Consider the following 26,922-nt stretch of genomic DNA (forward strand, 5'->3'; position numbering starts at 1 on the left):
ACTACCGGTCGGTAGCTATTCGCCCGACTCGACGCCGAGGATGGCGAGGAAGGCGGCGGCGGCCGGGGTGTGGCCGGTACGGCGCCAGATGACGTACTCGACCCGGCTCGGCGCGTCGGTGACCTCGATCGTGACGACCCCGGTGAGCCGGGGCACGTAGGCGCTGGGGAGCATGGCCACCGCGAGGCCCGGCCCGACGAGCCGGGTGATGTAGTCAGCGGTGGTCACCTCGAAGGCCACGTCCCGGCTGAGCCCGGCGGCGGCGAAGGCCTGGTCCGACTGGATGCGCCCGGCCGTCCCCACGGGGAAGTCCACGAACACCTCGCGGGAGAACCTGCGGAGGGTGACCGTGGGTTCGGCGGCGAGGGGATGGTCGCGCGCGACCACCGCGACGAGCCGGTCGCGGGCGAGTTCCCGTACGGCGACGCCCTCGGGACGCGCCGTGGTCGGCAGCCCGAGGAAGGCCACGTCGTCGCTTCCCTGCCTGACCTGCTCGGCGAGGTCGTCGCTCGCGCCGACCCGCAGGCTGATGCGCACGTTCGGGTACCGCTCGCGGAAGACACGCAGCGCGTCCGGGATGTCCACCGCGGCGACGGTGGGGATCAGGCCGACGGCGAGCCGTCCGCGCACCTCCCCGACGGCCGCGGCGACCTCGGCCGCGGCGCGTTCTGCGGCCTCCAGGCACTGGCGGGCGGCGGGAAGGAACGCCTCCCCGGCGGGCGTCAGCCGTACCCGGCGGCTGGTGCGTTCGAAGAGCCTCGCGCCGAGTTCCCGTTCCAGGCGCGCGATCTGGTGGCTGAGGGCGGACTGGACGACCAGGCACCGCTCCGCCGCCCGGGTGAAGCCGCCGGTCTCGGCGACGGCGACCACGTAGCGCATCTGCTGGAGTTCCATGGATCCATCTTGATTCACGATCGATGAGCTGACAAACATGTGTTGGACTCATCAATCGTCGTCCCGTGAGACTGCGAGGGTGACGAATCCAACCAATCTGCCGCGTACGGTCCTGACCGCGCTCGCGCCTCTGGTGTGGGGCACGACCTACGTCGTCACGACCGAGCTCCTGCCCCAGGGGCATCCGCTGTTCGCGGGGCTGCTGCGCGCGCTGCCCGCCGGTCTGCTCGCGCTGGCGATCACCAGGACGCTCCCGAGGGGAGTCTGGTGGGGCAGGGCCGCGGTGCTCGGCGTGCTGAACATCGGCCTGTTCCTGCCGTTGCTGTTCGTGACGGCGGAACGGCTGCCGGGCGGCGTCGCCGCGACCCTGGGCGCGGCCCAGCCGCTCGTCGTCGCCGTCCTGGCCGTGACGGTCCTGCGGGAGAGCCCCTCCGTCCGGCGGATCCTGTGGGGGGTGGTGGGCGTCGCCGGGGTCGGCCTGGTGGTGATCGGGCCGAACGCGGCACTCGACGCCACCGGGGTGGTCGCGGGTCTCGCGGGCGCGGTCGCCATGGCGCTCGGTGTGACGCTCACCAAGCGCTGGGGACGGCCCGCCGGGGTCGGCCCGACCGCCTTCGCCGGCTGGCAGCTCACCGCGGGCGGCCTGTTCCTGGTCCCGGTCACCTTCCTCGCCGAGGGGGCGCCTCCGGCGATCGACCTGAACGCCGCCCTCGGCTACCTCTGGCTGGGGCTGGTCGGCGGCCTGCTCGCCTACGCCCTGTGGTTCCACGGCATCACCGTCCTGCCCGTCACCTCCGTCGCGGTCCTGACCCTGCTGTCGCCGCTGGTCGCCGCCGCCCTCGGTGTCGTCCTGCTCGGCCAGACGCTCGGCCCGGTTCAGCTCGCCGGGTTCGGGCTCTCGCTCGCCGCGATCGTCGCGGGCCAGCTCCCCCAACCCGCCCGCCTCACCCCGTCCATGGAAAGGAAGACCTCATGAGAATCGTCGTCGTCGGAGCCGCGGGCATGGTCGGCTCGCGCGTCGTCAGCGAGGCCGTGAACCGGGGCCACGACCTCGTCGCGGTGTTCAGGAGAACCCGGCCCGTCTCACCGCCCGGCGTGGTCCTCGTCGAGGGCGACGCCGACGACTCCGGCCACATGGCGGGACTGTTCGACGGCGCCGACGCGGTCGTGGCCGCCACCCGGCCCGTCCCCGGGCGGGAGCACACCGTCGCGGCGACCACGACGGCGCTGCTCGACGCCGCCGCGAAGGCCGGCACGCGCGTCCTCGTCGTCGGGGGCGCCTCTCCCCTGCGGGTGCCGAACGATCCCGGCCTGCTCGTTCTCGACAGTCCCCGGTACGTGCCCTCGGAGATCCGTACCATCGCCGCCGCCAGCGCCGCGCAGCTGGACGCCTGCCTGACGCACCCGGCGCGCTGGGTCTACCTCAGCCCGCCCGCCCTCCTCGAACCCGGGACCCGCACCGGGGAGTACCGGCGCGGCACCACGACCCTCATCGCCGACGCCGACGGCACCTCCCGGATCTCCGCCGAGGACCTCGCCGTGGCCGTACTCGACGAGCTGGAGAACCCCTGCGGGGACCGGCACCTCACGGTCGGCTACTGACGGACACCCCGTAGCCGTCGCTCGGCCTGGCGGACGCGGGCCGCCGCCTCGGGGGGAGCGGCCAGGGTGACACCGGCGTCGGTGAGGATGCTCAGGTCCAGGGTCCAGGTGATGGCCGAGCGGGTGTGCCACTCGGCGAACGCGGCGTCGATGTGGGAGTCGGCCTGGCCCGCGCTCATCCCGGTGACGGCCCGCAGGTGCGCGACGGCCTGGACCTCCTTGCCCTGTATCTGGGCCAGCCCCATGTGGGTGACGGTGTGGCAGTCGGTGCACAGGCACACCAGCCGCCGCAGCGCCTGGGTGCGGGCGGCCTTGTCGTAGGACCAGCGCTCGTGGGCCTCAAGCCAACGCTGGACGACCCGGTCCTCACCCCGGCCGCAGATCTCGCAGCGGTGTGCGGCGCGCCGGGTGATCATCCGGCGCAGCCGTTCCCAGTCGCGCCGGTCGACGCAGGACCGGACGTTGGTGAACCAGCACGAGGTGGGGACCAGGTCGACGAACAGGCCGGAGCCGAAGGCGCGGTCCTCACCGGGCAGCAGGTCGGGCACGTCCGGCAGCGCCGCCCAGCGCTCCAACCTGGTCATACCGGCCTGAGGCGCGTACCACCTCCTGGCGGCCGGGTCCCACCGGGCACCCAGCGCCTTGGCCTCGTCCTTCTCGTCGTAGGGGACGTCCAACCAGAACCGTTCGGCAGCCATGCGTGATCTCCGTTCGGGGGTGAGGGGCCACCTGCCATCGGATCACGACACATCCCACCTGTCAGGCATATTTCTGGTTCTATACCTGCTCGGCGACAACCATCCTGGTACGGCGCCAGGCCACCGCGAGCAGCCCGATCAGCACCCAGAGCGGGACGGTGCCCACCGACCAGCTCAGGGCCATCGGCGGCCCCGGCTGCGGAAGCACCTGGAGGTCCTTCATGACACCCTCCCCCCGTCCCGAGGGCCCCTCGACGGCGAGGGAGAACCTCCAGGTGCCCTCCCTGGGCAGGGCCAGGGTGTCCATGCCCCACACCTCTCGCTTGCGCGGGTGCTTGGCCAGCCTGCTCCGGTGCTTCTGGCCTCCGGGCCCGGCCATGGTGATGGTGCCGTGTTTGCCGCCGATCCCGTCGTCGGGGGTGAAGGTGAAGTCCAGCGACTGCATGGCCCGCAGCGGCCAGGTGCTGAACCCCACGGTGACGCCGTACGGCCCCGCCTGGATCCGTTCGGTGTGCACGGTCTCGACCGGTGGATAGGCCAGGGCCGGGGTCGCGCTCGCCAGGACCAGGCCGGTCGCGGCCAGCACCGCCGCGACGGCACGCCGTGAACCGGAGAGAGAACCGAGAGGAGACACGGGTCACCGACCTTCCTGAGACGTGACGGGCGCCATCACGCGCAGCATGACGGCGAAGCGGCGGCCGAGGAACCCGGCCAGGGCCCCGGCGAGGGCGCCCACGGCGACCGTCGGCGCCAGGGGGAGGAACGACGGCAGCGAGTGCCCGTAGGCCAGGATCGTCTGTACCAGCCCACAGGTCGTGACGAGCGCCCCGACCAGGAGGCCCGTCAGCGGCGCGGCCAGGAGCCCGGTCCACCGGCGACCCACGGCCCGCATGATCCCCCAGGTCAGCACGGCGGCCACGAGCAGGGACATCGGCATCTGCGAGGGCACCAGCGGCGCCGCGGGCACGTAGTCGCGCAGCGGCAGGCCGACCCCGGCCGCGTACGCCCTGGTCGCCCAGGGCGAGAACCACCACAGCAGGCCCTGGGCGAGTGCGAACGCGACCCCGAAGCCCAGGATCAGCCGGGTGTCGCGCAGGAATCCCACGGCGGTGAACACCGTCAGCGTCGTCAGGAACGTGACACCGACCGCGATGGCGTCCACCGGGCCGCCCTCGAACGCCTCAAGCCCCTGCGCGGCCACCAGGCTGAAGGCCAGCGTCACGATGAGGGCGAGCACGGCGCCGACCCTGGCCCAGGGGTGCTCCATTCCCGCGGCGAAGACCATCACGGCGCCGACCATGCTCAGCGTGATCGACAGCAGCAGGCCGATGTGCGGGGGTGAGGCGATCACGGCGTCGAAGCCGTACAGACTGTGCCACCACAGGTCGAACAGGCCGTAGAGCAGGAAGCCCGCAGAGCCGGTGCCGGAGACGAGGTAGCCGAGCGGCGCGGCGAAGGTCCCGCCGAACACCCGTACGGCCCGGCCGCCGACGGTGGCGTCGATCGCGCGGTCGTTGCGCCTGGCGGCGGTCGTCATGAGCACCACGGCCAGGCTGGCCAGCCCGGACAGGGCGCTGCCCGCGTACAGGAACAGGTGCGGCAGGGTGAAGAAGGTGTCCGGTCCCACGTCGATGTGCCACTGGATGTCCCAGCTCGCGGCCGTCAGCGAGAACGCCGCGCCCAGCAGGACGACATAGGCGGGGACCCATCCCTTGGGCGTGGTCACCGCTCGGGTGGACGCCGGGGCGCGTCCGCCGATCGGCAGCGCCCCGTCAGCGACGGTCATCGTTTCCTCCTCGGTTGTTTCGTTCATGTCGTCGTCCTCACGGACTCGCCGGGTCGCCGGGCCCACGGGCTCGCCGACCACCGGTGTCCGCCGCGAGGCCGGTCTCCGGTGTCCGCCGCGAGGGTCCGTCGGTCCGTCGGTCACCGGGCCCTCGGGCCTCCCGGTCGCCGGTCAGGACGGGGTCACCCGGTCACCAGCACCGGGAAGGTGACCCGGTCGGTCCCTCCCGGCCCGTTCATGAGCACGGTGAACGCCCAGGCTCCGCCCATGGGCAGGGCCAGGCGTTCGGCCCGGTACCTGCCCGGCCCCTGGGCCACGGCGGGGACGGGTTCGAGGGCGTGGCCCATGTTCGTCATGACCGGCTCGACGGTGACGCTGCGCAGTGTCACCGGCCGTCCCCGCAGGTCGGCCACGTCGACCGTCACGGGACCCGTCCCCGAGCGTTCGACCGTGAGCCGTACCCGGTAGTGCTCCGTCCCGTTGCGCAGCACCGTCGGCCCCGAGCCGCCCCGCGGCCACAGCAACCACAGCGCGGCACCGGCCAGTACGGCGACGCAGACGGCCGCCCACGCCCCCCGGCGCCTCATGAGTCCCCTTCCTTCGCCGTGACGTCCAGCACGGCCGGTACGGTCACCAGCGCGTAGCCGCGCTCCACCTGCGCCCAGAGCCGGTAGCGGCCCGGTTCGGGGAAGGTGTGGGTGAAGCGCACCTCGGGCCCGAACATCGCGACGGTCTCGTCCGGACGGCTCGCCGCTCCCCTGGGCCTGGGGGCCATCGCGTGCACGTGCCCCCAGACCGGCGCGGTCTGCGCGGCGGCGCCGACCGGTGTGGAGTCCGGCAGCGGCCCGACGACGATGAGGTGCCCCACCATGCCGAGCCACGGCTGCAGGTCGGCGCGCTCACCGAGCTTGACGGTGACCGTGGTGGCGGCCCCGGCCGACGGCGCCGTCACGGCCAGGTCGACCCTGACGCCGTCGATCTCCCTCGGGCCCGGGCCTTCGGGCTGCGGCGCCGCCGCGACGGGAGTGGCGCCCGGGGCGACGTCCAGCCCGGAGGCCGAGCGGACCAGTTGCACGCCGCCGCCCCGTCTGGCCAGTTCCGCCGAGATCGCGTAGTGCCCTGGCTCCGCCAGGGCGAGGCCGACCCGGTAGCGGCCCGGACCGGCCATGACCGGGTGCAGGTGCCACAACCGGCCGGACGGTGAGACGACCAGCAGGTGGACCAGCGCGTCGTCGTGGACGAGCAGGTCCTCGACCGGCCGTCCCGTCGAGCCGTCCGTCAGCAGCAGGTCGAGGTCCGCCAGGCGTCCCGAGGTCGTCTCCGAGGCGCGTACCAGCATGTTCACCGGTGGCCGTGAGTAGTCGGCGTTCACCGGCCTGGCCGCCGTGTAGGGCGAGACGACGTTGTCCACGGTCGCGTCCACCTGCTGGCCGGGCAGCGGCGGTTGCGGGGTGAGCGGGGACAGCGCGGCGCCGGTCACCCCGGTGGCCAGGGCCGCGACCATCCCGCAGGCCGGGACCAGCGGAAGCCACCAGCGCCGCGACCACACCGCCGTACCGAGCGCGAGGAGCAGCAGTCCGCCCGCCACCGAGAAGCCCGCGTAGGCGACCGTGTCGGGAGGCGAGCTGACCGGGGCGGGCACGACGAACGGGATCCGCCCGCTGTCACGGCCGTCGTCGACGGTCAGCTCCCACGGCCCGGGACGGTCGACCCGCAGGGTCGTGCCGTACACGCCGGGTGTGGCGCCCAGGACCAGCTCTGCCTGGCTGACGACGGTGCCCGCGGCGGGCAGGCCGTCGTCGGCGCCGCTGGCCCCGGTCGGGACCAGCCGCAGGGTGAGCCGCCCCCCGCCGCCGCCCGAACCGAACCCCGAAACGGCCCCCGAACCGGTCGCCGAGGCGGTCCCCGCGGGGCTCCCTGAGGTTTCCGCAAGGGTTCCCGAGGTGGCCCCCGCGTGGGTGAGGACCTCGACGCGCAGCGGGCCTGGCACCTCGTCCACCCGGCGCAGGATGACCGAGAGCTCACGGGTGCCCAGGGTCTGGGCGACGTGTACGTCCTGTCCCGTGGGCGCGCCGTCGGCCAGCGCGGGCCGTTGACCGACCACCAGCACGGTCGCCAGCAGGACCACGAAGGCCGGTATGAACAGCACCCGGTGTCCGTAGGTTCTCATCGCGGCCGACGCTAACCGGGACACCACGGGGATTTCGTCACCTGGGAGCGGGATCCGGGTCCCCCGTTTGAGGGACACGGCGGCCCCCACCTGCGAGAACGCGCCTCAGCCGATCACCGGACGGTACGGCCCGCGAAGGCCGTGCCCACGGGGGATACCGTGTTCTCCCCCATGGGGAGGGATCTTCCCTCCCGGAGGGAGAGCGGGCAGCATGCCGGGTGGGGACCGACGAGGAGCGAGGGCCATGGGACGTGACGCCAGCCGGTCGCTGGCCGGCCAGTCGTTGCTGGTCGCGGGTGTGTGCATGGTGGCGGACTCGGGCGTGTTCCTGCTCGGCAACCGGCCGAGCGGCGTGTGGCAGTACTGGCTGGCCCTCCTCGCCGTCCTGGTGATCGACGCGTTGCTGGCCACCCCTCCCCGTTTCTCCGGCGTCGTCGCGGTGGTCCACGGCCTCGCCGTCATGATGCCCGCGCTGCTGTTCCCCGGCGCCCCCTGGCACCCGGTCGAGGCCGGCCTCCTGGTCGCGGGCTACCGCGCGGGGGCGTGGCTGCGCTCGACGCAGGCGTTGACCGCGCTCGCGGCGCTGGCGGCGGGGGTCACGGGAAGCTATCTGCTGACCGTCGGCCACATCGCCGTCCGCCCGATGAGCCCGATCGTCCTGGGGATCGACCTCACCGCCAGGGTGCTGCTGCCCTGGATGGTCGGGCGTTACACGACCGAGCGGCGCGCCTACATCGCCGAGTTGGAACGCCAGGCCGAGCTGCGGCTCCACGACGAGCGGGCGGCGGTACAGCGAGCCGTCGCCGAGGAGCGCAGCGCCATCGCCAGGGACCTGCACGACGTGATCTCCCACCACGTCAGCGCGATCGGCATGCACGCGGGCGCGGCGCGGCTCGGGCTCGGCGCGCCGCCCGGCGACGGCTCGGCGGACCGGGCCTACAGGTCGCTGTCCGCCGTCGAGTCGAGCAGCCGCGCGGCCATGGCCGACCTGCGCATGCTTCTGGCGATCCTGCACGGCGACGAGACCGAGACCGGGCGGCGTCAGCCGGGTCTGAACAACCTCGACGAGTTGCTCGACGGCGTGCGGGCCGCGGGCCTGAAGGTCACGCTGACCACCCACGGCCCGCCCCGTGAGCTGCCCGGCTCACTCGACGTCGCGGTGTACCGCGTCGCGCAGGAGGCCCTCACCAACGCCCTGCGGCACGGCCGTGGCGAGAGCGTCGGCGTCGAGCTCGAATACCGGGAGACAGAGGCGGTCGTGACCGTGACCAACCAGCTGGGCGAGTGGCACGGCCCCTTCGAGGAACGGAGTTCGCCGCACCGGGGCCTGGCCGGGATCAGGCAGCGGGTCGCGCTGTTCGGCGGCCGGATCACCTACGGCGTGCAGCCCGACGGCAGACACTGGCAGGTCAGGGCCAGTTTCCCCCTGGAACGGCCACAACTCTGATTCGAAAAAGCCGATCCGGCGACCTCCTCATGCCTTTTATACGGAAATTTCTCCATATAACAAACCGTCCGCGAAAGTCCGCGTCTCCAGGAGACAATCGCCGTCCGTGACACGTTCTCCGCACGGAACCGGCTTCCGTCCGGAACCTCCCAGCCCCCGAGACCTGGAGACGCCGTGACGCTGCGCGTGCTGCTCGCCGACGACCACGCGATGTTCCGTTCCGGTATGCGCGCCGTACTCGAAACCCAGCCGGACCTGCTCTGCGTCGCCGAGGTCGGAGACGGCCACGAGGCGGTCGCCGAGACCCTGCGGCTCCGCCCGGACGTGGCGATCCTGGACGTGCGGATGCCCAGGCTGGACGGCCTGGCCGCGACGGAGGCGATCCTGGCGGCGCCGGGGAACGTCACCAGGGTCCTGGTGCTGACCACCTACGACAACGACGACTACGTCTACCGCGCGTTACGGGCCGGGGCCAGCGGCTTCCTGCTGAAGAGCCTGCCTCCGGAGGAGATGGCGTCCGCGATCCGGGTGGCCGCCCGGGGGGACGCACTGATCGACCCCTCGGTGACCCGGCGCCTGATCGCCCGGTTCACCACCAGCATCGAGCCGACGGCCGTGCCCGCCGACTTCGAACGGCTGACCTCCCGGGAGCGTGAGGTGCTGCTCCTGCTGGCCGACGCCCGCAGCAACGCCGAGATCGCCGCGGCCCTCCACGTCGGCGAGGAGACCGTCAAGACGCACGTCTCCCGCATCCTGTCCAAACTCAGCCTGCGCGACCGGGTCCACGCCGTCGTCTACGCCCACCTGAACGGCCTGGCCGGGACGCCGCCCCGGTGAAGGCCCTCAGGAGCCGAGCGGATCGACAGGGGCGGCCGGGTCGGCCAGGCGCTCCAGGTCGCGGCGGATCAGCAGCTGGTTGGCCATCAGGACCGGGCCGTCGGGCTTGACGGTCAGCAGGGCGCGGTGGACCGTACGGTCGCCCGAGCTGACGTCGTCGTGCGCGACCGTCTCGACCGAGTCGGACAGGGGCTTGCCCGCGACGACGGCGGCCGTGGTGAGGCGCTCCTTGAACACCTTGCCCACCTCGGCGGCCCTCGGCAGCACGCACACCACGTCGACCGCCTTGTCGGCCGTGGACGCGGGCCTGCGCAGGCCGACGCCGTACAGGACGACCCCGCCCGGCTGTGTGGGGGCCATGACGATCGCGGAGACGACGTCGCCCAGGCAGTCGGCGACTGCGGCGTGGTCGGGGTTCTCGGCCAGGGAGGAGCCGGTGCCGAGCGCCGCCGCGACGGGCTCGGCCGCGGCGCCCGCGACCAGCGCGGAGTCCGTGACCACCACCTGGTTGAGCTGGTTGATCAGCCCGAGCCCGGACTGCGGGCCCTTCATGTCGATCATGTTGTCCTCGGCGAGGGACAGCCCCTCCTGGCCGCCGATCTCCCGGGGCTTGGCCCCCATGGAGGTCAGTTTGGCGCTGATGCCCGAGGCGTCGAGAGCGCCCTCGACACGGATCGCGGTCTTCGGCGGGACTCCGATGTTGACGGCCTGGTTCGCGGCGAACACGTTGAGACCGGTCGCCTCGGCGAGCCTGTCCCCGCTCACCGCGAGGTCGCCGAAGCCCGAGCCGACGGCGGCCCTCCAGCGCTTGTCCTGGCCCGGCCCCTTGTCGGTGACCACGCCGAGCTTGCGCCAGTGCGCCATGTCGCCGTATTCGAGGTAGGTCGCGGCGGGGCCGGAGGCGTCGAGACGCGCCATCGCCTGGCGCAGGCCCTGTCCCTCCTCCGAGCCGCCGGTGCCGCATCCGGCAAGCACCAGTCCCGCAACCGCCAGAGTCCATCCGAGAGCACGCATGCCCAGGACCTTAGCCATCCACACCGCACCGCACGTCACCCAAAAGGGTGAAACGATCACCCCATTCTCCCCGAAACTGGACAAATGTCACTCAGCGAGAAGCCCGCACACCCGCTCGATCCCCAGCCCGCTGATCAGCAGCCGTTCCTTGGCGTTGCCGAGCAGCGCCGCGGTCCAGGTGGTCGACCCTCCGTCCCCGAGGTTGAGGGTCTCACCCCGTGGTGTGACGACGTCGATCCCGAACGAGACGCCGGTGTAGTAACCGCGCCCCGTCACGCGCTCGTCGTCGAAGACGAAGGTGACGTCCGGGTGTTCCGGCGCCAACCGGTCGAGGACCCGTTCGCGCAGCGCCGTACGGTGCCGTCCTCCGGTCAGGTCGGTGAGGCCGACGCGCACCGCCGGGATGGCGTGGCCGAGTTCGCGGGCTCCGTCCAGGATGTCCAGGTGAACGCCGACGTGCTCGACGAGGGTCTCCGTCTCGAAGCCGAAGGAACCCTCGTCCCGGCCCGCCGTGCACAGCCCGAGCAGCGCGAAGTGCTGCGTCATGCCCGGCCCGAACGGCTGCGCGCGCAGGACGCGCTGTGCCGCGCCGAGCCGTACCCTCGACCGGGAGCGGGGCTCGTCCCGGAGCAGGCCCCGACGGCGGACGGCGCATTCCAGGGCCAGGACGTTGGTCACGTCCGAGACGACCTCGGTGTTGCGGATCGTCGTCAGCACCTTGTCCTGGCTCACGGTCGCCACCGCCGAGGCGGTGCCCAGCGGGCAGACCGGCGCCGTCGCGAGGCCGGTGAACCCGTGCCCGGTGAGACGTTCGTGGGCCAGCAGGGTCAGGCGCGCCAGGTCGCCCGCGTCGACCGGTGAGAGGGCGGTGAACCGGTCACGTTCGTACCGCCGGAGCAGATGGGCGGGCGTGACGTCGGCCGCACGACGCCGATGGACGGCCATCAGCAGCGTCTGAAGATCCGCGGGGGACAGCCGCTCGGCCAGCGCCTCAAGCATCTCCGGCGCCGCCCCCTCACGGAGAATCCGCCCAAGCCAGGGGTCGTTCATCGGAACATCGTGGCGTACGGCCCACTCCCGCCGCACCGGGTTATCCGCCGCCGAAGCCCTGAAGAGTCGCCGAAGCCCTGAAAGGCCACCGAACCCCGGAAAGTCACCGGGCCCGGAGAGCCGGTCGGTCTCAGGCGCCCCGGGAGGCCCTGCGCTCCGGGCCCTCCTTCTCCAGGTGCTGGAGGACGTGCCTGAGCGACTCCCCCAGCTCGGTCAGGCGCCTCTCGCCGAGGCCGGAGAGCACGAACTGCTCCTCCCGGTTGAACTCGGGGAACAGGGTGGTCATCAGCTTCCTGCCCTCGGGGGTGAGGGAGAAGACGGTACGCCTGCGGTCGGTCGCCGGGATCTCCCGCAGGATCAGCCCGCGTGCCTCAAGCGTCTGCGCCACCCCGGTCAGCGTGCCCTTGGTGATGCCCGCCTCCTCGGCGACGTGCCGGTTCTCGATCGACTCCCAGATCCACACGACCCACAGCACCACGAAGGCGGTCCAGGTGAGCTCGGCCTCCTTCAGCACGGTCTGCTCGAAGTGGTTCCTGATGGACGAGGCGACCCGGTAGAGGTTCGAGATCGCGGTCATGGCGCGAAAGTCCAGCTCCAGCCCCTGGAGCTTTCCCGAGACGGCCTCCTCGGTCTGCCGCAGGGTGTGCGCGCCACTCACAGACAAGCTCCTCGGGGGTTCGGCCATATCGACCCCGGGCGGCGGAATCGTCCGGACCCTCCTGATCCTAGATGATTTCCGACAAATCCCTGTTCTGGGACGCTAGACGCGGACCACATTCACGCCCGCGTCGGTGAACCGGGCGGCCTCCTCGTCCGGCAGGCCCTCGTCGGTGATCAGGGTGCCGATCGCGTCGATCGAGCAGATCCGCGCGAAGGCCCGCCCGCCGATCTTGGAGGCGTCGGCGACCGCGACGACCTGGGAGGCCCTGCCGATCAGCAGGTTGTTGACGCTCGCCTCGCCCTCGTGGTGGGCGAAGGCGCCCGCGACCGGGTCGAGCGCGTCCACGCCGAGGAAGGCGATGTCGAGCGCGACCTGTTCGAGCACCCCCGAGGCAAGCGGGCCGATCAGCTCGTAGGACTGCGGCCTCGCCACCCCGCCGGTCACCACGATCTTCACGTGCTGCCTGACCGTCAGCTCGGCGGCGATGTTCAGCGCGTTGGTGACCACGGTGAAGCCGAGGTCGGGGTCGGCCCTGATCGCCAGGGCGCGGGCCACCTCCGAGGTGGTCGTGCCGCCGTTCATGCCGACGATCGCGCCCGGTGTGACCAGTTCGGCCGCGGCGTCCGCGATCCGCTGTTTCTCGTCGGCGTGACGGGCGGTCTTGTAGCGCAGCGGCAGGTCGTAGCTCACGCTCTGGGAGACGGCGCCGCCACGGGTGCGCATGAGCATCTGCTGCTGGGCGAGCTGGTCGAAGTCGCGGCGGATCGTCGCCGTCGAGACGGTCAGCGCCTCCGCGGCCTCCTCGACGGACAACCGCCCCTCCTGCGAGAGCAGTTCGAGGATCGCGTTCCAGCGCTCATATCGGCTCACAGCAGTCAGCCTTGCACACGGGGCGATCAAAACCCACCTCTGCACAAAGTTGCTCATTTCTGGTATAAATCAATCACAAACGAAGCTTCTTGGGGAGGCGCGCCGTGACCACGCACACCGAATCCGAGATCGTGTCCCAGCCCGACTGCTGGCGCAGAGCCGTCGCCGAGACTCCGAGGGACGCGCTGCCCCGCCCCGGGGAGCGGGTGGCCGTCATCGGCTGCGGCACCTCGTGGTTCGTCGCCCAGTCCTACGCGGTGCTCCGCGAGCGGGCCGGACAGGGCGAGACCGACGCCTTCGCCGCCTCCGAGTTCCCCGTGGGACGTCCGTACGACCGGGTGCTCGCACTGACCAGGTCGGGCACGACGACCGAGGTCCTCGACGCGCTGGCGGTCCTGCGCGAGCGGGGCGTCAGGACGAGCGCCGTCACCGCCTCCCCCGGCACCCCCGTCGTGACCGCCGCCGACGAGATCGTGATGCTCGACTTCGCCGACGAGCGGTCGGTCGTGCAGACCCGCTTCGCCACGACGCAGCTCGCCCTGCTCCGCGCCCACCTCGGCGAGGACCTGAGCGGCGCGATCGCCGACGCCGAACGGGCGCTCGCCGTCCCGCTCCCCGAGATCACCCTGACCGCCGAGCAGTTCACCTTCCTCGGCCGGGACTGGTCGTACGGCCTGGCTCTTGAGGCCGCCCTGAAGATGCGCGAGGCGTGCCGGGCGTGGACCGAGTCCTATCCCGCGATGGAGTACCGCCACGGCCCGATCAGCATCGCGGGCCCGAACCGCGTCACCTGGGTCCTCGGGGAGGGCGCGAAGGGGCTGCGCGCCGAGGTCGAGGCCACGGGTGGAGCGTTCCTGAACAGCCTCCTCGACCCGATGGCCGAGTTGGTCCTGGTTCAGCGGGTGGCCGTGGCCAGGGCACTGGCCCAGGGACTCAACCCGGACGAACCACTCAACTTGACCCGTTCTGTCATCCTCCCCTCCTGAACATTGACCGGTGGGAGAAACGGGAAGAACTGACGCCATGAGCATCACACTCTCCGACGCCCGTGTCGTGACCCCCGAAGGTGTCCACGAGGGCTGGCTCACCATCGAGGACGGCCGCATCACCCATGTGGGCCGGGGCGCCGCCCCCGGCCCCGGGCTCAGCCTCGGGGGCCGCCACGTGGTTCCGGGCTTCGTCGACATCCACTCCCACGGCGGCGCCGGAGGATCCTTCCCCAGCGGCGACCAGGAGGAGGCCCGCCGGGTCGCCGCCCTGCACGCCGCGCACGGGACGACCACGATCGTCGCCAGCCTGGTCACCGCGACCACGAACGAGCTGACCAGGGCCGCTTCCGCCCTGGCCGACCTGTGCGAGGACGGCCTGCTGGCCGGCGTCCACCTTGAGGGCCCCTACATCTCCAAGGCCCGCTGCGGCGCGCACAACCCCGCCCTCCTGCGGGAGCCCTCCGTCCGGGAGTTCACCGAGCTGCTCAAGGCGGGCCGCGGCCACATACGGATGCTCACCCTCGCCGCCGAGCTGCCCGGGGCGCTGGACACCATCAGGGAGGCCGTCGCCAACGACGTGATCGCCGCCCTCGGGCACAGCGACGCCGACTACGAGCAGACCCTGCTGGGCATCGAGGCGGGCGGCAGCGTGGCCACCCACCTCTACAACGCGATGCCGCCCCTGCACCACCGCGACCCCGGCCCGATCGCCGCGCTGCTTGAGGACGAGCGGGTCACCATCGAGCTGGTCAACGACGGTGTGCACGTGCACCCGGCGATGATGCGCCTGGCCTACGACGTCGCCGGTCCCGGCAGGACCGTGCTCATCACCGACGCCATGGCCGCCGCGGGCATGGGCGACGGCGTGTACGGTCTCGGCCCGATGCGGGTCGAGGTCGTCGACGGCGTCGCCAGGCTGGCCGGCGGTGGCTCCATCGCGGGCAGCACGCTCACCATGGACGTGGCCTTCCGCCGCGCCGTACAGCAGGTCGGCCTGTCGCTGCCCGAGGCGGTCGAGATCACCTCACTCACCCCCGCCAAGGTGCTCGGCCTGGCCGACGACCTCGGCTCCATCTCCGTCGGCAAGCGGGCCGACCTGGTGGTGCTCACCGACGACCTGGAGGTCTCCGGCGTCATGCGGCACGGAAACTGGACGACGGCTCCCCGATGACCTCCCCGCCCGCCCGTGGTCCGGTCCTGACCGTCACGCTGAACCTCGCACTCGACGTCACCTACGTGACCGGGGACGTCGACTGGGACGGCGTCAACCGCGTCGGGGCCGTGCACCGCAGGGCGGGCGGCAAGGGCGTCAACGTGGCCAGGGTGCTCGCCGCCCTCGGCTGCGAGGTGCTCGTCACCGGTCTCGCGGGCGGCCCGAACGGCGAGGCCGCCCTGGCCGACCTCGCCGCCGCGGGCCTGCCCACCGCCCTCACCCCGATCTCCGGCCCCTCCCGCGCCACCCTGGCCGTCCACGACCACGGCCGCGCCCCGGGGCGCACCGCGCTGTTCAACGAACCGGGTCCGCTCGTCACCGAGGACGAGATCGGGCGTTTCCTGAGCGACTACGAGGCCCGGCTCGGGGGTGCCGCCGCGGTCGTGATCTCCGGCAGCCTGCCCTCCGGGGTCTCCCCGCGCCTGTACGCCGAACTCGCCGCCCGCGCCCGGGCCCACGGCGTCCCGGCGGTCGTGGACGCCGACGGCGAGCCGCTCAGGCACGCCCCCGGCGGGCGGCCCGAGATCGTCAAGCCCAACGCCGAGGAACTCGCCCGGGCCCTGGCCCTGTCCGGCCCCCAGGAGGCTCACGGCCCCGGCACCGGCCCCGGCGCCGCCGTGCGGGGGGCCCAGGTCCTCAGGCGTTCCGGGGCCAGGGCGGTCGTGGTCTCCCTCGGGGCCGACGGCCTGCTCGCGGTGACCCCCGAGGGGGCGTGGCGGGCGGCGATGCCGTACCGGGTCGAGGGGAACCCGACCGGCGCGGGTGACGCGCTGGTCGCGGGGCTGACGCTCGGCCTGGTCGAGGGCACCCCCTGGCCGGAACGGCTGCGCCGGGCGGCGGCGCTCGGCGCGGCGGCGGTCGCGGCCCCGGTCGCGGGTGACTTCGACGCCGACGTCCTGCGGGAGGTCCACCCGGGTGTCCGGGTGGAAGCGGAACCTGTGTAACGGAGGCCAATCATGTCCCTCGTCGGAATCGGCGACATCGTCGGGAACGCTCCAAAGGGCGTCGGCGCGTTCAACGTCATCCAGCTCGAACACGCGGAGGCGATCGTCGCCGGGGCCGAGGCCGCAGGCACACCCGTCGTGCTGCAGATCAGCGAGAACTGCGTCCGCTACCACGGCGCGCTCGCCCCGATCGCGGCGGCGTCCCTGGCGGTCGCCAGGGCGGCGGCCGTGCCCGTCGCCGTCCACCTCGACCACGCCACCGACCGCGCGCTGGTCGAGGAGGCCTCGGAGCTGGGGATCGGCTCGGTGATGTTCGACGCCTCCGCGCTGCCCGACGAGGAGAACGTGGCGCTCACCGCCGAGGTCGCCGCCCACTGCCACGCCCGTGGCCTGTGGGTGGAGGCCGAGCTCGGCGAGGTGGGGGGCAAGGACGGGGTGCACGCGCCCGGGGCGCGGACCAGGCCGCACGAGGCCGTGGACTACGTGGCCAGGACCGGGGTGGACGCGCTGGCCGTGGCCGTCGGCAGCTCGCACGCCATGACGACCAGGGACGCCGTGCTCGACCTTGAGCTGATCTCCGCGCTGCGCGCCGCCGTACCCGTCCCGCTGGTGCTGCACGGCTCCTCGGGCGTGCCGGACGAGACCCTCCGCGCCGCCGTACGGCACGGCATGAAGAAGATCAACATCGCCACCCACCTCAACAAGACCTTCACCGGGGCGATCCGCGACCACCTGGCCGCCGACGAGCGGGTCGTCGACTCCCGCGTCTACCTCGCCGCCGCCCGTACGGCCGTCGCCACCGAGGTCACCCGCCTCCTGAAGGTCCTGACCTAACCCCTACGACACCCCTACGACGTCCCCTACGGCCAGTTCCAGCGGATGCCGATCAGGCCGGGGCGCAGCGAGTCGGCCACCAGGTGGACCGCGTGGTGGGCGTTGAGGGTCAGTTCACCGTGGTCGTGCTCCTCCGCGGCGTGGTCGTGCCGGGAGAAGCGGCGGATGCCCGCGGGCAGCGCCGAGGCGGCGAAGCTCACCCTGAGCGTGTACTGCCCGGCGGGGAAGCGGAACCCCCGTTCGTACTCGGTCGTCTCCACCCCGCTCGGGTCGGCCAGCTCGTAGCGGATCACCTGGGTCTCCCCGACCCGCAACCTGCGGTCGAACAGCAGCTCGGCCGCCACGAGCGCGGTCGGGCCGTCCCGCCTGACCCTGCCGACCCGGCAGTCCTCAAGCGCCCTGATCCGCACGCGTTCGACGTCGCACCCCAGGTCGCCCCGGTAGACGATGATGTGGCGGTCGGTCGCCTCCTGCGCCCGCATCACCTGGAGCGTCTCACGGCGCACGACGCTGCGGTCCGGGCCGATCTGCAGCGTCTCGTACATCCCGCTGATGTGCAGCCGCCTGTCGTCGGCGGAGCCGTCGAGGTCCTGCAGCAGGGCCGAGAGCGCGCGTGAGGGCTCAAGGATCGTGGCGTAGGGAACGGCGGCGGAGATCGGGACGGACGTGCCCCCGCCGTTCTGCCCCCTGCCCCGGGGCCGGGGCGGCCCGAGCAGGCCCATCAGCGAGCGCGGCGGGAGGATGAGGATCTCCTCAAGCGCCCGTACGGCCCGCAGCGACTCGGGCCGCTCGGGGCGGCGCAGTCCCTGCTGCCAGTAGCTCAGGCTCGTCATCCCGACCCGCAGCCCGCGCTCCTCAAGGCGGTGGCGGAGCCGGTCAAGGGTCAGCCCCCTCGCTTCGACCGCGGCGCGGAGCGCGACGTGGAACGGGCCTTCCCGAAGAGCGACCCGCAGCTCACGATCATCCGACACATGGGAATGTTCACAGATTTTTCGGCTTACGTCACTTTTGCCGACGCAGACAGTGTCAATTTCGTGACCAGCCGTCGGTCTGCGTCGACACCCATGACAGTGTCCCCCAGCGCCAATCCCTGGCACCCAGCGCACATCCGGCGCGCCTCCCGTGCCGTCCGACGACACCCGACCTGGGGCCTTCCCTGTCAGTGATGGACCTGTTCCGGAGCGGCACCGGGCCACGGCGCACGGGCGGGAAAACACGCGTGCCCGGAGCGAATCGCTCCGGGCACGGCAGAAACGGCGGTGTCAGGAACCCTGGGGGGCGACGACGACCTCGACCCGCTGGAACTCCTTCAGGTCGGAGTATCCGGCGGTGGCCATCGTCCGCTTGAGCGCGCCCATGAGGTTCATCGAACCGTCGGCGACCGAGGAGGGACCGTGCAGGATCTGCTCCAGCGTGCCGACCGTGCCGAACTGCACCCGCTTGCCCCGGGGCAGCTCGGGGTGCTGGGCCTCGGAGCCCCAGTGGAACCCGCGGCCCGGGGCCTCCGTGGCCCTGGCGAGAGGAGAGCCGACCATGACCGCGTCAGAACCGCAGGCGATCGCCTTGGCGATGTCACCCGAGGTGCCCATGCCGCCGTCGGCGATGACGTGGACGTACCGGCCGCCCGACTCGTCCATGTAGTCGCGCCGGGCCGCGGCCACGTCGGAGATCGCGGTGGCCATCGGCACCGCGACGCCGAGCACCGTGCGCGTGGTGTGCGAGGCGCCGCCGCCGAAGCCGACCAGGACGCCGGCCGCGCCGGTCCGCATGAGGTGCAGCGCCGCGGTGTAGGTGGCGCAGCCGCCGACGATCACCGGCACGTCCAGCTCGTAGATGAACTGCTTGAGGTTGAGCGGCTCGGCCCGCCCGGAGACGTGCTCGGCGGAGACCGTGGTGCCGCGGATCACGAAGATGTCCACACCCGCGTCGATGACGGCCTTGTGGTACTGGACCGTGCGCTGCGGGGACAACCGCACCGCCGTGGTCACCCCGGCCGCGCGGATCTCCTCGATGCGACGGCCGATCAGCTCTTCCCTGATCGGCGCGTTGTAGATCTCCTGGAGCCGCCTGGTCGCGGCCTCCCCCTCAAGCTCGGCCACCTCGGCCAGCAGCGACGTCGGGTCGTCGTAGCGGGTCCACAACCCCTCAAGGTCGAGTACGGCCAGCCCGCCGAGCCTGCCCACCTCGATCGCCGTCGCCGGGGAGACCACGCTGTCCATCGGGCTCACCACGACGGGCAGCTCGAACCGGTAGGCGTCGATCTGCCAGGCGATCGAGACCTCCTCGGGGTCACGGGTGCGGCGGGAGGGAACGATGCCGATCTCGTCGAGCGCGTAGGCACGGCGGCCGTTCTTGCCGCGGCCGATCTCCACCTGAGTCATATGCCTGTCTTTCCATGTCATGCCTGTACGGCGGGCCGTACCGTGCCGTCACGGCCCGGCCCGTCGCGAGAACCGGGTCGGGACTCTATCGGCGGTGGTAGTTCGGAGCCTCGACGGTCATCTGGATGTCGTGCGGGTGGCTCTCCTTGAGCCCGGCCGCGGTGATCGGCATGAGCTCGCACCTGCTGTGCATGTCCTCGATCGTGCGGCACCCGGAGTACCACATGCCCTGGCGCAGACCGCCGACGAGCTGGTGGGCGACCGCGGCGACCGGCCCGCGGTAGGGAACCTGGCCCTCGATGCCCTCGGGGATGAACCTGTCCTCGCTGCCGACGTCGGCCTGGGCGTAGCGGTCCTTGCTGAAGGAGGTCCCGCCGCGCTCGCGGTTGCGGACCGCGCCCAGCGAGCCCATCCCCCGGTAGGACTTGAACTGCTTGCCGTTGATGAAGATCAGTTCACCCGGCGACTCCTCGCAGCCCGCCAGGAGCGAGCCGAGCATGACCGTGTCCGCCCCGGCCGCGATGGCCTTGGCGATGTCACCGGAATACTGCAGGCCACCGTCGCCGATCACCGGGATTCCGGCGGGACCGGCCGCGAGCGAGGCCTGGTGGATGGCCGTGACCTGCGGCGCGCCGACGCCCGCGACCACCCGGGTGGTGCAGATGGAGCCGGGCCCGACGCCGACCTTGACCGCGTCGGCCCCCGCGTCGACCAGCATCTGGGCACCCGCGCGGGTGGCGATGTTGCCGCCGACGACCTGGACGCCGCTGTTGGCCTTGAGCTTGGAGATCATGTCGGCCAGGCCCTTGGAGTGGCCGTGCGCGACGTCGACCACGACCACGTCGACCCCGGCCTCGATCAGGGCCGCCGCCCGCTTCTCGGCGTCCTCGCCCACGCCGATCGCGGCTCCGACGACGAGCCTGCCGTCGGCGTCCTTCGTGGACAGGGGGTACTGCTCGCTCTTGGTGAAGTCCTTGACGGTGATGAGCCCGCGCAGCCGTCCGCCCGCGTCGACCAGCGGCAGCTTCTCGATCTTGTTCTTGCGCAGCAGCGCGAAGGCGTCGTCCCTGGAGACCCCGACCGGCGCGGTGACCAGCGGCATCGAGGTCATGACGTCGCGCACGGGGCGGCCGTGGTCGGTCTCGAAGCGCATGTCGCGGTTGGTGACGATGCCGACCAGCACGCCGTTCTCGTCCGTCACCGGGACACCGGAGATGCGGTAGGTCGCGCACAGGCGCTCGACGTCGGCGAGCGTGTCCTCGGGCGAGCAGGTGACCGGGTTGGTGACCATCCCGGCCTCGGAGCGCTTGACGAGATCGACCTGCTGGGCCTGCTCCTCGATGGAGAGGTTGCGGTGCAGGATGCCGATGCCGCCCTGACGCGCCATCGCCACCGCCATCCGCGCCTCGGTGACCGTGTCCATCGCGGCGGAGACGAGCGGGATGCGCAGGGTGATGCCCCGCGACAGGCGGGTGGTGGTCTCCGCCTCACCCGGCTGTAGATCCGAATAGGCGGGAACCAGGAGCACGTCGTCGAACGTGAGCCCGGTCTCGGTGAACCTTGCCATCTGCGACCCTCCTGCCACGGCGCTCTCAAGTGGAGTGGGGAAGGCGCCGGCCCCCGGGTCACAGTTTAGAGTCTGGCGCCAAACCCGGAGGACACCGGGGAAGGTGGGGAACCGGACGGCCGGTGAGCGTCCGGTTCCCCTCCCTGAAGGACGGGAGCCGGGCGGCCGACGGACCGCCCGGTCCCGGCCGGGGTTTGGGGAACCGAGCGGTCGGTGACCCGCCCGGCTCCCCGGTCACCGGCGGGAGGCGCGGGGACACCGCACGCCGCCGGACCCCCCTCCGCGTCCGAACGGCCACTACGCCCACGCCCCTCGCCGACGCTGGGTAAAGTCTGCGTTACCTTCCGTTCACACGCAATGTACGGACGTGCAGTTGCACGAAGCTGCACCCGACCGCCCAGGAAGGACCGGGTTCCCCGATCGGCGACGGCTCGGGACGAGTCGTCCACGAGACCGGAAGAGGCCCAGAAGACGCAACGCCCGGACACCGGTGATTTCGGGACGTTATTCTCGCGGAACGCCGTGCCATCTCTGGAGCCTCTCGCCGATGCGTACCGACACACCGCCGCTTGAGAGTCTGGGCTTCACCTCGGCCCAGATCTCTCTCTACAACGCGGTGCTACGCCTGCACCGCGCAACCTGCGCCGAACTCGCCGACGCCCTGGACGGCTCGCCTGAGCGGCTGAGCCGCGAGCTGGCCACCCTGGTGAAGCTGGGCGTGGTCCACGAGCAGGGCGGCGAGTACCTCGCCCGTCACCCCGCGACGGCCCTGGGCCACCTGCTCGCCGACCGGCTCGACCGGCTCGCCGCGGAGAGCCGCAGGATCGACACCGTCGTCGGGTCGATCCGCGACCTCATCCACGAGTACGACGCGGGCCGCGACTACCAGGCGGGCCGGTTCTCCGTCGACCTGGTCGGCGGGGCGGACGAGCTGTACGAGAGCGTGATCGGCATGGCCGTACAGGCGCCGCCGCTCGAACTGCTCTCGGTCATCCCCGACCGGCGCACGATGAACGACTTCGCGCACCGCTACGCCGACCAGTGGATTGGGGCGCAGCGCGCGGGCCTGCTGTCCACCAGGAACATCATCCCGGTCCAGACCCTGGAGATCCCCGCGCTGCGGGAGAAGCTGAGCCAGTTCCAGCAGGCCGGGGCCCGCGTCCGCACCCTGGACACGGTGCCGAGCTGGTTCCTGATCGCCGGGACGGACGCCGCGGGTGTGCCCGCCCGGTGGGGCGGCACGCTGGCGGAGAGCGCCTACAACTTCCACCTGGTCAGAACCCCCGTCGTGGTGGACGCGCTGCGTTCCCTCTTCGACGAGCTGTGGGCTCGCGCGGCGCCGCTGCCCTGGCCGCGCCGGGGCGACGGGATGATCCAGGTGCTGCGGCTCGCCGCCCAGGGCGTCTCCGACGAGATGATCGCCAGGCAGCTCGGGGTCTCGGTGCGCACGGTGCGGGCCCGCTTCGCCGACGCCATGGCCGAGCTCGGCGCCCAGTCCCGCTTCCAGGCGGGCGCGGAGGCCGCCCGGCGCGGCTGGCTGACGTGAAGGCCTCTTTGCGCGCCTGCGCGTCGCTCCGCGTGCCCGTGGGCCGCCGGTTGGACCTGCCGCACATCAAGGTCATATCAAGGCCATAAGGTGGGATCGTGCTCGACGACGTCCCCCGCGACCCGTTCGCGGACGACCCCGACGACCCGGCGGCGGCACTGGGTGAGACGGACTCCCCCCAGTCGCTGACCTCCGCCGAACGCGACGAGGCCATGACGGACCTCGCCGACGTCGAGGTCTTCCGGTCTCTCCTTGAGCCCCAGGGGGTGCTCGGGCTGGTGCTCGACTGCCCCGAGTGCGGGGAACAGCACTACTTCGACTGGGAGCTGCTGCGCGGCAACCTGCGGCAGATGATCGACAACGGCAGGCCGCAGGTTCACGAACCCGCCTACCAGCCCGACCCCACGAACTATGTGACCTGGGAGTACGCCAGGGGTTACGTCGACGGGGTGACCGACACCGAGGGGCACCGCTGATCGACGTCGTCGATCAGCGCGGCCAGTAGACCGACGGCGACGTCCGAGGACGAGGCGGGCTCACGCCGGGAGAGCCCGTCGAGAAGGCGGTCGGTCTCGGTGACGCCCCGTTCCTCCTCAGGGCCGTATCTCCGGACGGGACGCCTGGGGTGGACCGCCGTCATGGGCTCACCCGCCAACGGGTCTCACCGGACCGGCGAGACCCACTCCATGCTTCCCGGCGGCGCCGACGGATCCGGCCCGGCTGGTCCGCGGTCAAGCCGTCGACTCCAGCTCCGCCATCGCGCGCAACCGCGCGAGCGCCCGGTGCTGCGCGACCCGGACCGCGCCTGGTGACATGCCGAGCACGTTACCCGTCTCCTCGGCCGACAACCCCGAGACCACGCGGAGCATGAGCAGTTCACGCTGGTTGTCCGGGAGCCTGGAGAGCAGCCTGCGGGCGTGCTCGGCCTCGATGTAGCGCACCACGGTCTCCTCGGGCCCCGGCCCCTCGTCAGGACCGTCGGGAAGGTCCTGGGTGGGTACGGCGGAGCGCACCGAACTGCGCAGCGCGTCGGCCACCTTGTGGGAGGCGATGCCGAAGACGAAGGACGCGAAGGGTCTGCCCATGTCGCGATAACGCGGCAGGGCGGACAGAACCGCGATGCACACCTCCTGCGCCACGTCGTCCGCGATGTGGTACTGACCGGAAACCCGCCCGAGGCGAGCACGGCAATATCGGACGACCATTGGCCGTAACTGCGCGATCAGAGATTCGATCGCGGTGCGATCTCCCTGAACGGCGAGGCTCGTCAGATCCTTGAGATCGTCCCTGTGGGGGACCCCTTCAGATCTCGTCGCAAGCCTTACCCCACTTTTGGCGTCGGCGACGCATCCCTCGGTCACGTTAGGCATGATGCCCGCCCCGATCGAGCCTGTCGTCATGGCGAACGGCTACGGATTGGTCACATTGAGAGGGTGATAACGGGGCGTAATCAATCGACCACAGTAAGGCTTTGCACCTGAAGGAATATTTCATTGGACCGCTGATTATGTCGGCCATTGGTCACATGAAAGTTTACTCCTTACGCGCATCCTCGCATGACGCTTTGAGGCACGTTTCGGTTTACCGGAAAACGAAACGGCCCGCATCCGGTGAGAGATGCGGGCCGTACGGCGAAAGCGGATCAGTGGCCGTGGCCGTGACCGTGGCCGTGCCCGGCGGCGGCCGGAGCCTCCTCCTCGGGCTTGTCCACCACGAGGGCCTCGGTCGTCAGCAGCATGCCGGCGATGGAGGCGGCGTTCTGGACGGCCGAGCGGGTGACCTTGACCGGGTCGATGACGCCCTGGGAGATCAGGTCGCCGTACTCGCCGGTGGCGGCGTTGAGGCCCTGACCGACGGGGAGCTCGGAGACCTTGGTCGTCACGACGTAGCCCTCAAGGCCGGCGTTCTCCGCGATCCAGCGGGCGGGCTCGATGAGCGCCTTGCGGACCACGGCGACACCGGTCGCCTCGTCACCGGACAGGCCCAGGTCGTCGAGGACCTTGGAGACGTGGATGAGCGCGGAGCCACCGCCGGAGACGATGCCCTCCTCGATCGCGGCGCGCGTCGCGGAGATGGCGTCCTCAAGGCGGTGCTTCTTCTCCTTGAGCTCGACCTCGGTGGCCGCGCCGACCTTCAGCACGCAGACACCGCCGGAGAGCTTGGCCAGACGCTCCTGGAGCTTCTCACGGTCCCAGTCGGAGTCGGACTGCTCGATGGCGAGCTTGATCTCCTTGACGCGGTCGGCGATGGCCTGCGCGTCGCCCGCGCCGTCCACGACCGTGGTGCTGTCCTTGGTGATCACGACACGGCGGGCCGTGCCGAGGACCTCCAGGCCGACGTGCTCCAGCTTGAGGCCGACCTCCTCGCTGACGACCTCGCCACCGGTGAGGATGGCGATGTCCTGCAGCATGGCCTTGCGGCGGTCACCGAAGCCGGGGGCCTTGACCGCGACCGAGGTGAAGGTGCCGCGGATCTTGTTGGTGACCAGGACGGCCAGGGCCTCGCCCTCGACGTCCTCGGCGATGACGAGCAGCGCCTTCTTGGTCTGCGCGACCTTCTCCAGCAGCGGCAGGAAGTCCGCGACCGAAGCGATCTTGTTCTGGTTGATCAGGATGTAGGGGTCTTCGAGAACCGCCTCCATCCGCTCCTGGTCGGTCACCATGTAGGGCGAAAGGTAACCCTTGTCGAACTGGAGACCCTCGGTGAACTCCAGTTCGAGGCCCATGGTGTTGGACTCTTCGACGGTGATGACGCCGTCCTTGCCGACCTTGTCGAACGCCTCGGCGATCAGCTCACCGATCTTGGCGTCCTGCGCGGAGATCGTCGCCACGTGGGCGATCTCCTTCTTGTCCTCGACCGGCCTGGCCGAGTCGATCAGCTTGTCGCTGACGGCCTTGGCGGCCAGGTCGATGCCGCGCTTGAGGGACAGCGGCTGGGCGCCGGCCGCGACGTTGCGCAGGCCCTCGCGGACCATCGCCTGGGCGAGAACGGTCGCGGTGGTCGTGCCGTCACCGGCGACGTCGTTGGTCTTGGTCGCGACCTCCTTGGCGAGCTGGGCGCCGAGGTTCTCGTACGGCTTCTCCAGCTCGACCTCACGCGCGATGGTGACACCGTCGTTGGTGATGGTCGGCGCGCCGAACTTCTTGTCGATGACGACATTGCGGCCACGGGGGCCGAGGGTCACCTTGACCGCGTCGGCGAGGGCGTTGACACCACGCTCAAGAGCGCGGCGCGCGTCCTCCTCGAAGGACAGGATCTTGGGCATTGTGGTCCTCTCTGAAAGCACGTCGGCGCATCAAAGCCCCGGGCGCTCGCGCGACCCGGGGCTCGATACGTCATCTCTGCGAAGTGTCGGTTACTTCTCGATGATGGCGAGCACGTCACGGGCGGAGAGCACGAGGTACTCCTCGCCGCCGTACTTCACCTCGGTGCCGCCGTACTTGCTGTAGAGGACGACGTCGCCCTCCTTGACGTCGAGCGGAATGCGCTTGTCGCCGTCCTCGTCCCAGTTGCCAGGGCCGACAGCGAGGACCTTGCCCTCCTGCGGCTTCTCCTTGGCGGTGTCCGGGATGACGAGACCGGAAGCAGTGGTCTGCTCGGCCTCAAGCGGCTGGACCACGATGCGGTCGCCGAGCGGCTTAACGGGAACCTTGGTGGCGGTCGTCACGTCGGACCTCCCCTTCAGATTTGAATGATCTAGAAGAGGCGACCAGCGGTCTGCCGTCGCGGGTGTCAGACCTGCCTCGTCGCGTATGTTTGGCACTCTCACCGGGAGAGTGCCAATACGGAACAGTATGCAAGGAGGCCTTGACAGTCAACACGAACCGCCTCCGCACTGGGTACGCGAACCTCAAACCCTGCGCCGCCCCGCCGCGGGCAGGCCTCTGACCCGCGCGATCTCGGTCTCGTACAGCTCCCGCGAACCGCGCAGGAAACCCAGCACGAAACGGATCTCCTCGTCGGAGTAACCCGAGATCAGCCGCCTCCCCCGTTCGACGACGGGACCGTACAGCTCCTCGACCTTCGCGAGGGTCTCGGGGGTGGCGCGCACGACCACCTTCCTGCGGTCCCCGGGATCGGGGGAGCGCGTCAGGTATCCGGCCCGTTCGAGGCGGTCGAGCATCGCGGTGACGCTGCCCGTGGTGAGCCCCAGGCCCGTCCCGAGGACGCTGGGTGTGACGTTCCCCTCAGACCCCTCGCGCACCAGGATCTCCAGGCAGCGCAGGTCGGTCCTGTTCACCCCGAGGTGGATCGCGACCGCCTCGTCGAAGGCGTCGACGGCCGTCTGACCCGCCTGGACCTCCTGCCCCAGCTCCGCCCTGAGAGCGCCGTCCCCATGCGCGGGACCATTTTCCCTTGACATTCAAGCCTCTCGACCATCAAGCTAAATATGCCTCGAACATCAAGATACATGGCGTT

The 26,922-nt window shown here is 71.3% G+C and carries 28 protein-coding genes; 10 read left to right on the forward strand and 18 right to left on the reverse strand.

All coding sequences use genetic code 11. The features are described 5' to 3' along the window. Positions 1-15: 15 nt before the first annotated feature. Positions 16-894, reverse strand: a complete 879-nt coding sequence (locus tag ABT340_RS36745) for a LysR family transcriptional regulator (protein ID WP_352015529.1) — start codon at positions 892-894, stop codon at positions 16-18. A gap of 79 nt (positions 895-973) precedes the next feature. On the opposite strand from ABT340_RS36745, the gene ABT340_RS36750 reads away from it, so the two are divergent. Both ABT340_RS36750 and ABT340_RS36755 read left to right on the forward strand, forming a co-directional pair. Further along, positions 974-1,870 (forward strand): EamA family transporter, encoded by an 897-nt coding sequence (locus ABT340_RS36750; RefSeq protein WP_352015530.1) that lies wholly within the window; start codon positions 974-976, stop codon positions 1,868-1,870. Next, positions 1,867-2,496, forward strand: a complete 630-nt coding sequence (locus ABT340_RS36755; protein WP_352015531.1) for an NAD(P)-dependent oxidoreductase — start codon at positions 1,867-1,869, stop codon at positions 2,494-2,496. Before ABT340_RS36750 ends, ABT340_RS36755 begins: the two co-directional genes overlap by 4 nt. Here the strand turns inward: ABT340_RS36755 and ABT340_RS36760 are convergent. The 5 genes from ABT340_RS36760 to ABT340_RS36780 form a co-directional block, all read right to left on the reverse strand. Beyond that, the gene (locus ABT340_RS36760) at positions 2,490-3,194 is read right to left on the reverse strand and encodes a DUF5710 domain-containing protein (protein ID WP_352015532.1); all 705 of its coding nucleotides are present in this window, start codon (positions 3,192-3,194) and stop codon (positions 2,490-2,492) included. The genes ABT340_RS36755 and ABT340_RS36760 overlap by 7 nt on opposite strands. Positions 3,195-3,273: 79 nt before the next feature. Further along, positions 3,274-3,828 carry a hypothetical protein gene (locus tag ABT340_RS36765; RefSeq protein ID WP_352015533.1) on the reverse strand — a complete coding sequence of 185 codons (555 nt, stop codon included), beginning with the start codon at positions 3,826-3,828 and terminating at the stop codon, positions 3,274-3,276. A gap of 3 nt (positions 3,829-3,831) precedes the next feature. Beyond that, positions 3,832-4,980, reverse strand: a complete 1,149-nt coding sequence (locus ABT340_RS36770; protein WP_352015534.1) for a hypothetical protein — start codon at positions 4,978-4,980, stop codon at positions 3,832-3,834. 182 nt (positions 4,981-5,162) lie between these two features. Continuing rightward, positions 5,163-5,567 carry a FixH family protein gene (locus ABT340_RS36775; protein WP_352015535.1) on the reverse strand — a complete coding sequence of 135 codons (405 nt, stop codon included), beginning with the start codon at positions 5,565-5,567 and terminating at the stop codon, positions 5,163-5,165. Then, positions 5,564-7,150, reverse strand: coding sequence for a DUF8832 domain-containing protein (locus tag ABT340_RS36780; RefSeq protein WP_352015536.1), 1,587 nt, complete (start codon positions 7,148-7,150; stop codon positions 5,564-5,566). Before ABT340_RS36780 ends, ABT340_RS36775 begins: the two co-directional genes overlap by 4 nt. 244 nt (positions 7,151-7,394) lie before the next feature. On the opposite strand from ABT340_RS36780, the gene ABT340_RS36785 reads away from it, so the two are divergent. Further along, the gene (locus ABT340_RS36785) at positions 7,395-8,597 is read left to right on the forward strand and encodes a sensor histidine kinase (protein WP_352015537.1); all 1,203 of its coding nucleotides are present in this window, start codon (positions 7,395-7,397) and stop codon (positions 8,595-8,597) included. Positions 8,598-8,771: 174 nt separating this feature from the next. After that, positions 8,772-9,434: a response regulator gene (locus tag ABT340_RS36790; RefSeq protein WP_352015538.1), complete on the forward strand. Its 663-nt coding sequence runs from the start codon at positions 8,772-8,774 to the stop codon at positions 9,432-9,434. Between the two features lie 6 nt (positions 9,435-9,440). On the opposite strand, the gene ABT340_RS36795 is transcribed toward ABT340_RS36790, so the two are convergent. The 4 genes from ABT340_RS36795 to ABT340_RS36810 all read right to left on the reverse strand — a co-directional run bounded on the left by ABT340_RS36795 (position 9,441) and on the right by ABT340_RS36810 (position 13,029). After that, positions 9,441-10,448, reverse strand: a complete 1,008-nt coding sequence (locus tag ABT340_RS36795) for a hypothetical protein (protein WP_352015539.1) — start codon at positions 10,446-10,448, stop codon at positions 9,441-9,443. Between the two features lie 87 nt (positions 10,449-10,535). Continuing rightward, positions 10,536-11,498, reverse strand: coding sequence for a hypothetical protein (locus tag ABT340_RS36800; protein WP_352015540.1), 963 nt, complete (start codon positions 11,496-11,498; stop codon positions 10,536-10,538). 130 nt (positions 11,499-11,628) lie between these two features. Further along, positions 11,629-12,156 (reverse strand): MarR family winged helix-turn-helix transcriptional regulator, encoded by a 528-nt coding sequence (locus ABT340_RS36805; protein WP_352015541.1) that lies wholly within the window; start codon positions 12,154-12,156, stop codon positions 11,629-11,631. Between the two features lie 102 nt (positions 12,157-12,258). Continuing rightward, positions 12,259-13,029 (reverse strand): DeoR/GlpR family DNA-binding transcription regulator, encoded by a 771-nt coding sequence (locus ABT340_RS36810; protein ID WP_352015542.1) that lies wholly within the window; start codon positions 13,027-13,029, stop codon positions 12,259-12,261. A 104-nt stretch (positions 13,030-13,133) separates the two neighbouring features. On the opposite strand from ABT340_RS36810, the gene ABT340_RS36815 reads away from it, so the two are divergent. Genes ABT340_RS36815 through ABT340_RS36830 form a run of 4 tightly spaced genes read left to right on the forward strand, consistent with a single transcriptional unit; the run spans position 13,134 to position 17,009 of the window. Continuing rightward, entirely contained in the window at positions 13,134-14,015 is an 882-nt protein-coding gene (locus ABT340_RS36815) for an SIS domain-containing protein (RefSeq protein ID WP_352015543.1), read from the forward strand. A 37-nt stretch (positions 14,016-14,052) separates the two neighbouring features. Beyond that, positions 14,053-15,189, forward strand: coding sequence for an N-acetylglucosamine-6-phosphate deacetylase (nagA, locus tag ABT340_RS36820; RefSeq protein ID WP_352015544.1), 1,137 nt, complete (start codon positions 14,053-14,055; stop codon positions 15,187-15,189). Then, entirely contained in the window at positions 15,186-16,175 is a 990-nt protein-coding gene (locus ABT340_RS36825) for a 1-phosphofructokinase family hexose kinase (RefSeq protein WP_352015545.1), read from the forward strand. Before nagA ends, ABT340_RS36825 begins: the two co-directional genes overlap by 4 nt. A gap of 12 nt (positions 16,176-16,187) precedes the next feature. Beyond that, positions 16,188-17,009 (forward strand): class II fructose-bisphosphate aldolase, encoded by an 822-nt coding sequence (locus ABT340_RS36830; RefSeq protein WP_352015546.1) that lies wholly within the window; start codon positions 16,188-16,190, stop codon positions 17,007-17,009. Between the two features lie 26 nt (positions 17,010-17,035). On the opposite strand, the gene ABT340_RS36835 is transcribed toward ABT340_RS36830, so the two are convergent. From ABT340_RS36835 to guaB, 3 genes are all read right to left on the reverse strand, one after another. Then, positions 17,036-17,980, reverse strand: a complete 945-nt coding sequence (locus tag ABT340_RS36835; RefSeq protein ID WP_352015547.1) for a hypothetical protein — start codon at positions 17,978-17,980, stop codon at positions 17,036-17,038. A 291-nt stretch (positions 17,981-18,271) separates the two neighbouring features. Continuing rightward, positions 18,272-19,390, reverse strand: a complete 1,119-nt coding sequence (locus ABT340_RS36840) for a GuaB3 family IMP dehydrogenase-related protein (protein ID WP_352015548.1) — start codon at positions 19,388-19,390, stop codon at positions 18,272-18,274. A gap of 85 nt (positions 19,391-19,475) precedes the next feature. Continuing rightward, positions 19,476-20,957, reverse strand: coding sequence for an IMP dehydrogenase (guaB, locus tag ABT340_RS36845; protein WP_352015549.1), 1,482 nt, complete (start codon positions 20,955-20,957; stop codon positions 19,476-19,478). 547 nt (positions 20,958-21,504) lie between these two features. On the opposite strand from guaB, the gene ABT340_RS36850 reads away from it, so the two are divergent. Beyond that, the gene (locus ABT340_RS36850; protein ID WP_352015550.1) at positions 21,505-22,503 is read left to right on the forward strand and encodes a helix-turn-helix transcriptional regulator; all 999 of its coding nucleotides are present in this window, start codon (positions 21,505-21,507) and stop codon (positions 22,501-22,503) included. Between the two features lie 98 nt (positions 22,504-22,601). After that, the gene (locus ABT340_RS36855) at positions 22,602-22,979 is read left to right on the forward strand and encodes a DUF5319 family protein (protein ID WP_352015551.1); all 378 of its coding nucleotides are present in this window, start codon (positions 22,602-22,604) and stop codon (positions 22,977-22,979) included. Here the strand turns inward: ABT340_RS36855 and ABT340_RS36860 are convergent. From ABT340_RS36860 to ABT340_RS36880, 5 genes are all read right to left on the reverse strand, one after another. Beyond that, on the reverse strand, positions 22,940-23,143 hold the full coding sequence (locus ABT340_RS36860; RefSeq protein ID WP_352015552.1) for a hypothetical protein: 204 nt from the start codon (positions 23,141-23,143) through the stop codon (positions 22,940-22,942). The two genes, ABT340_RS36855 and ABT340_RS36860, sit on opposite strands and share 40 nt — an antisense overlap. A gap of 91 nt (positions 23,144-23,234) precedes the next feature. Beyond that, entirely contained in the window at positions 23,235-23,873 is a 639-nt protein-coding gene (locus ABT340_RS36865) for a sigma-70 family RNA polymerase sigma factor (protein ID WP_352015615.1), read from the reverse strand. A 272-nt stretch (positions 23,874-24,145) separates the two neighbouring features. Beyond that, positions 24,146-25,768: a chaperonin GroEL gene (groL, locus tag ABT340_RS36870; protein WP_352015553.1), complete on the reverse strand. Its 1,623-nt coding sequence runs from the start codon at positions 25,766-25,768 to the stop codon at positions 24,146-24,148. A 90-nt stretch (positions 25,769-25,858) separates the two neighbouring features. After that, positions 25,859-26,170 carry a co-chaperone GroES gene (groES, locus tag ABT340_RS36875; protein WP_184712660.1) on the reverse strand — a complete coding sequence of 104 codons (312 nt, stop codon included), beginning with the start codon at positions 26,168-26,170 and terminating at the stop codon, positions 25,859-25,861. A gap of 183 nt (positions 26,171-26,353) precedes the next feature. Continuing rightward, a complete protein-coding gene (locus ABT340_RS36880; RefSeq protein WP_352015554.1) occupies positions 26,354-26,866 on the reverse strand; it encodes a MarR family transcriptional regulator in 513 nt (170 codons plus the stop codon). Between the last annotated feature and the right edge of the window lie 56 nt (positions 26,867-26,922).

This window comes from Streptosporangium sp. NPDC000239, assembly GCF_040300765.1.
Lineage (GTDB): Bacteria > Actinomycetota > Actinomycetes > Streptosporangiales > Streptosporangiaceae > Streptosporangium.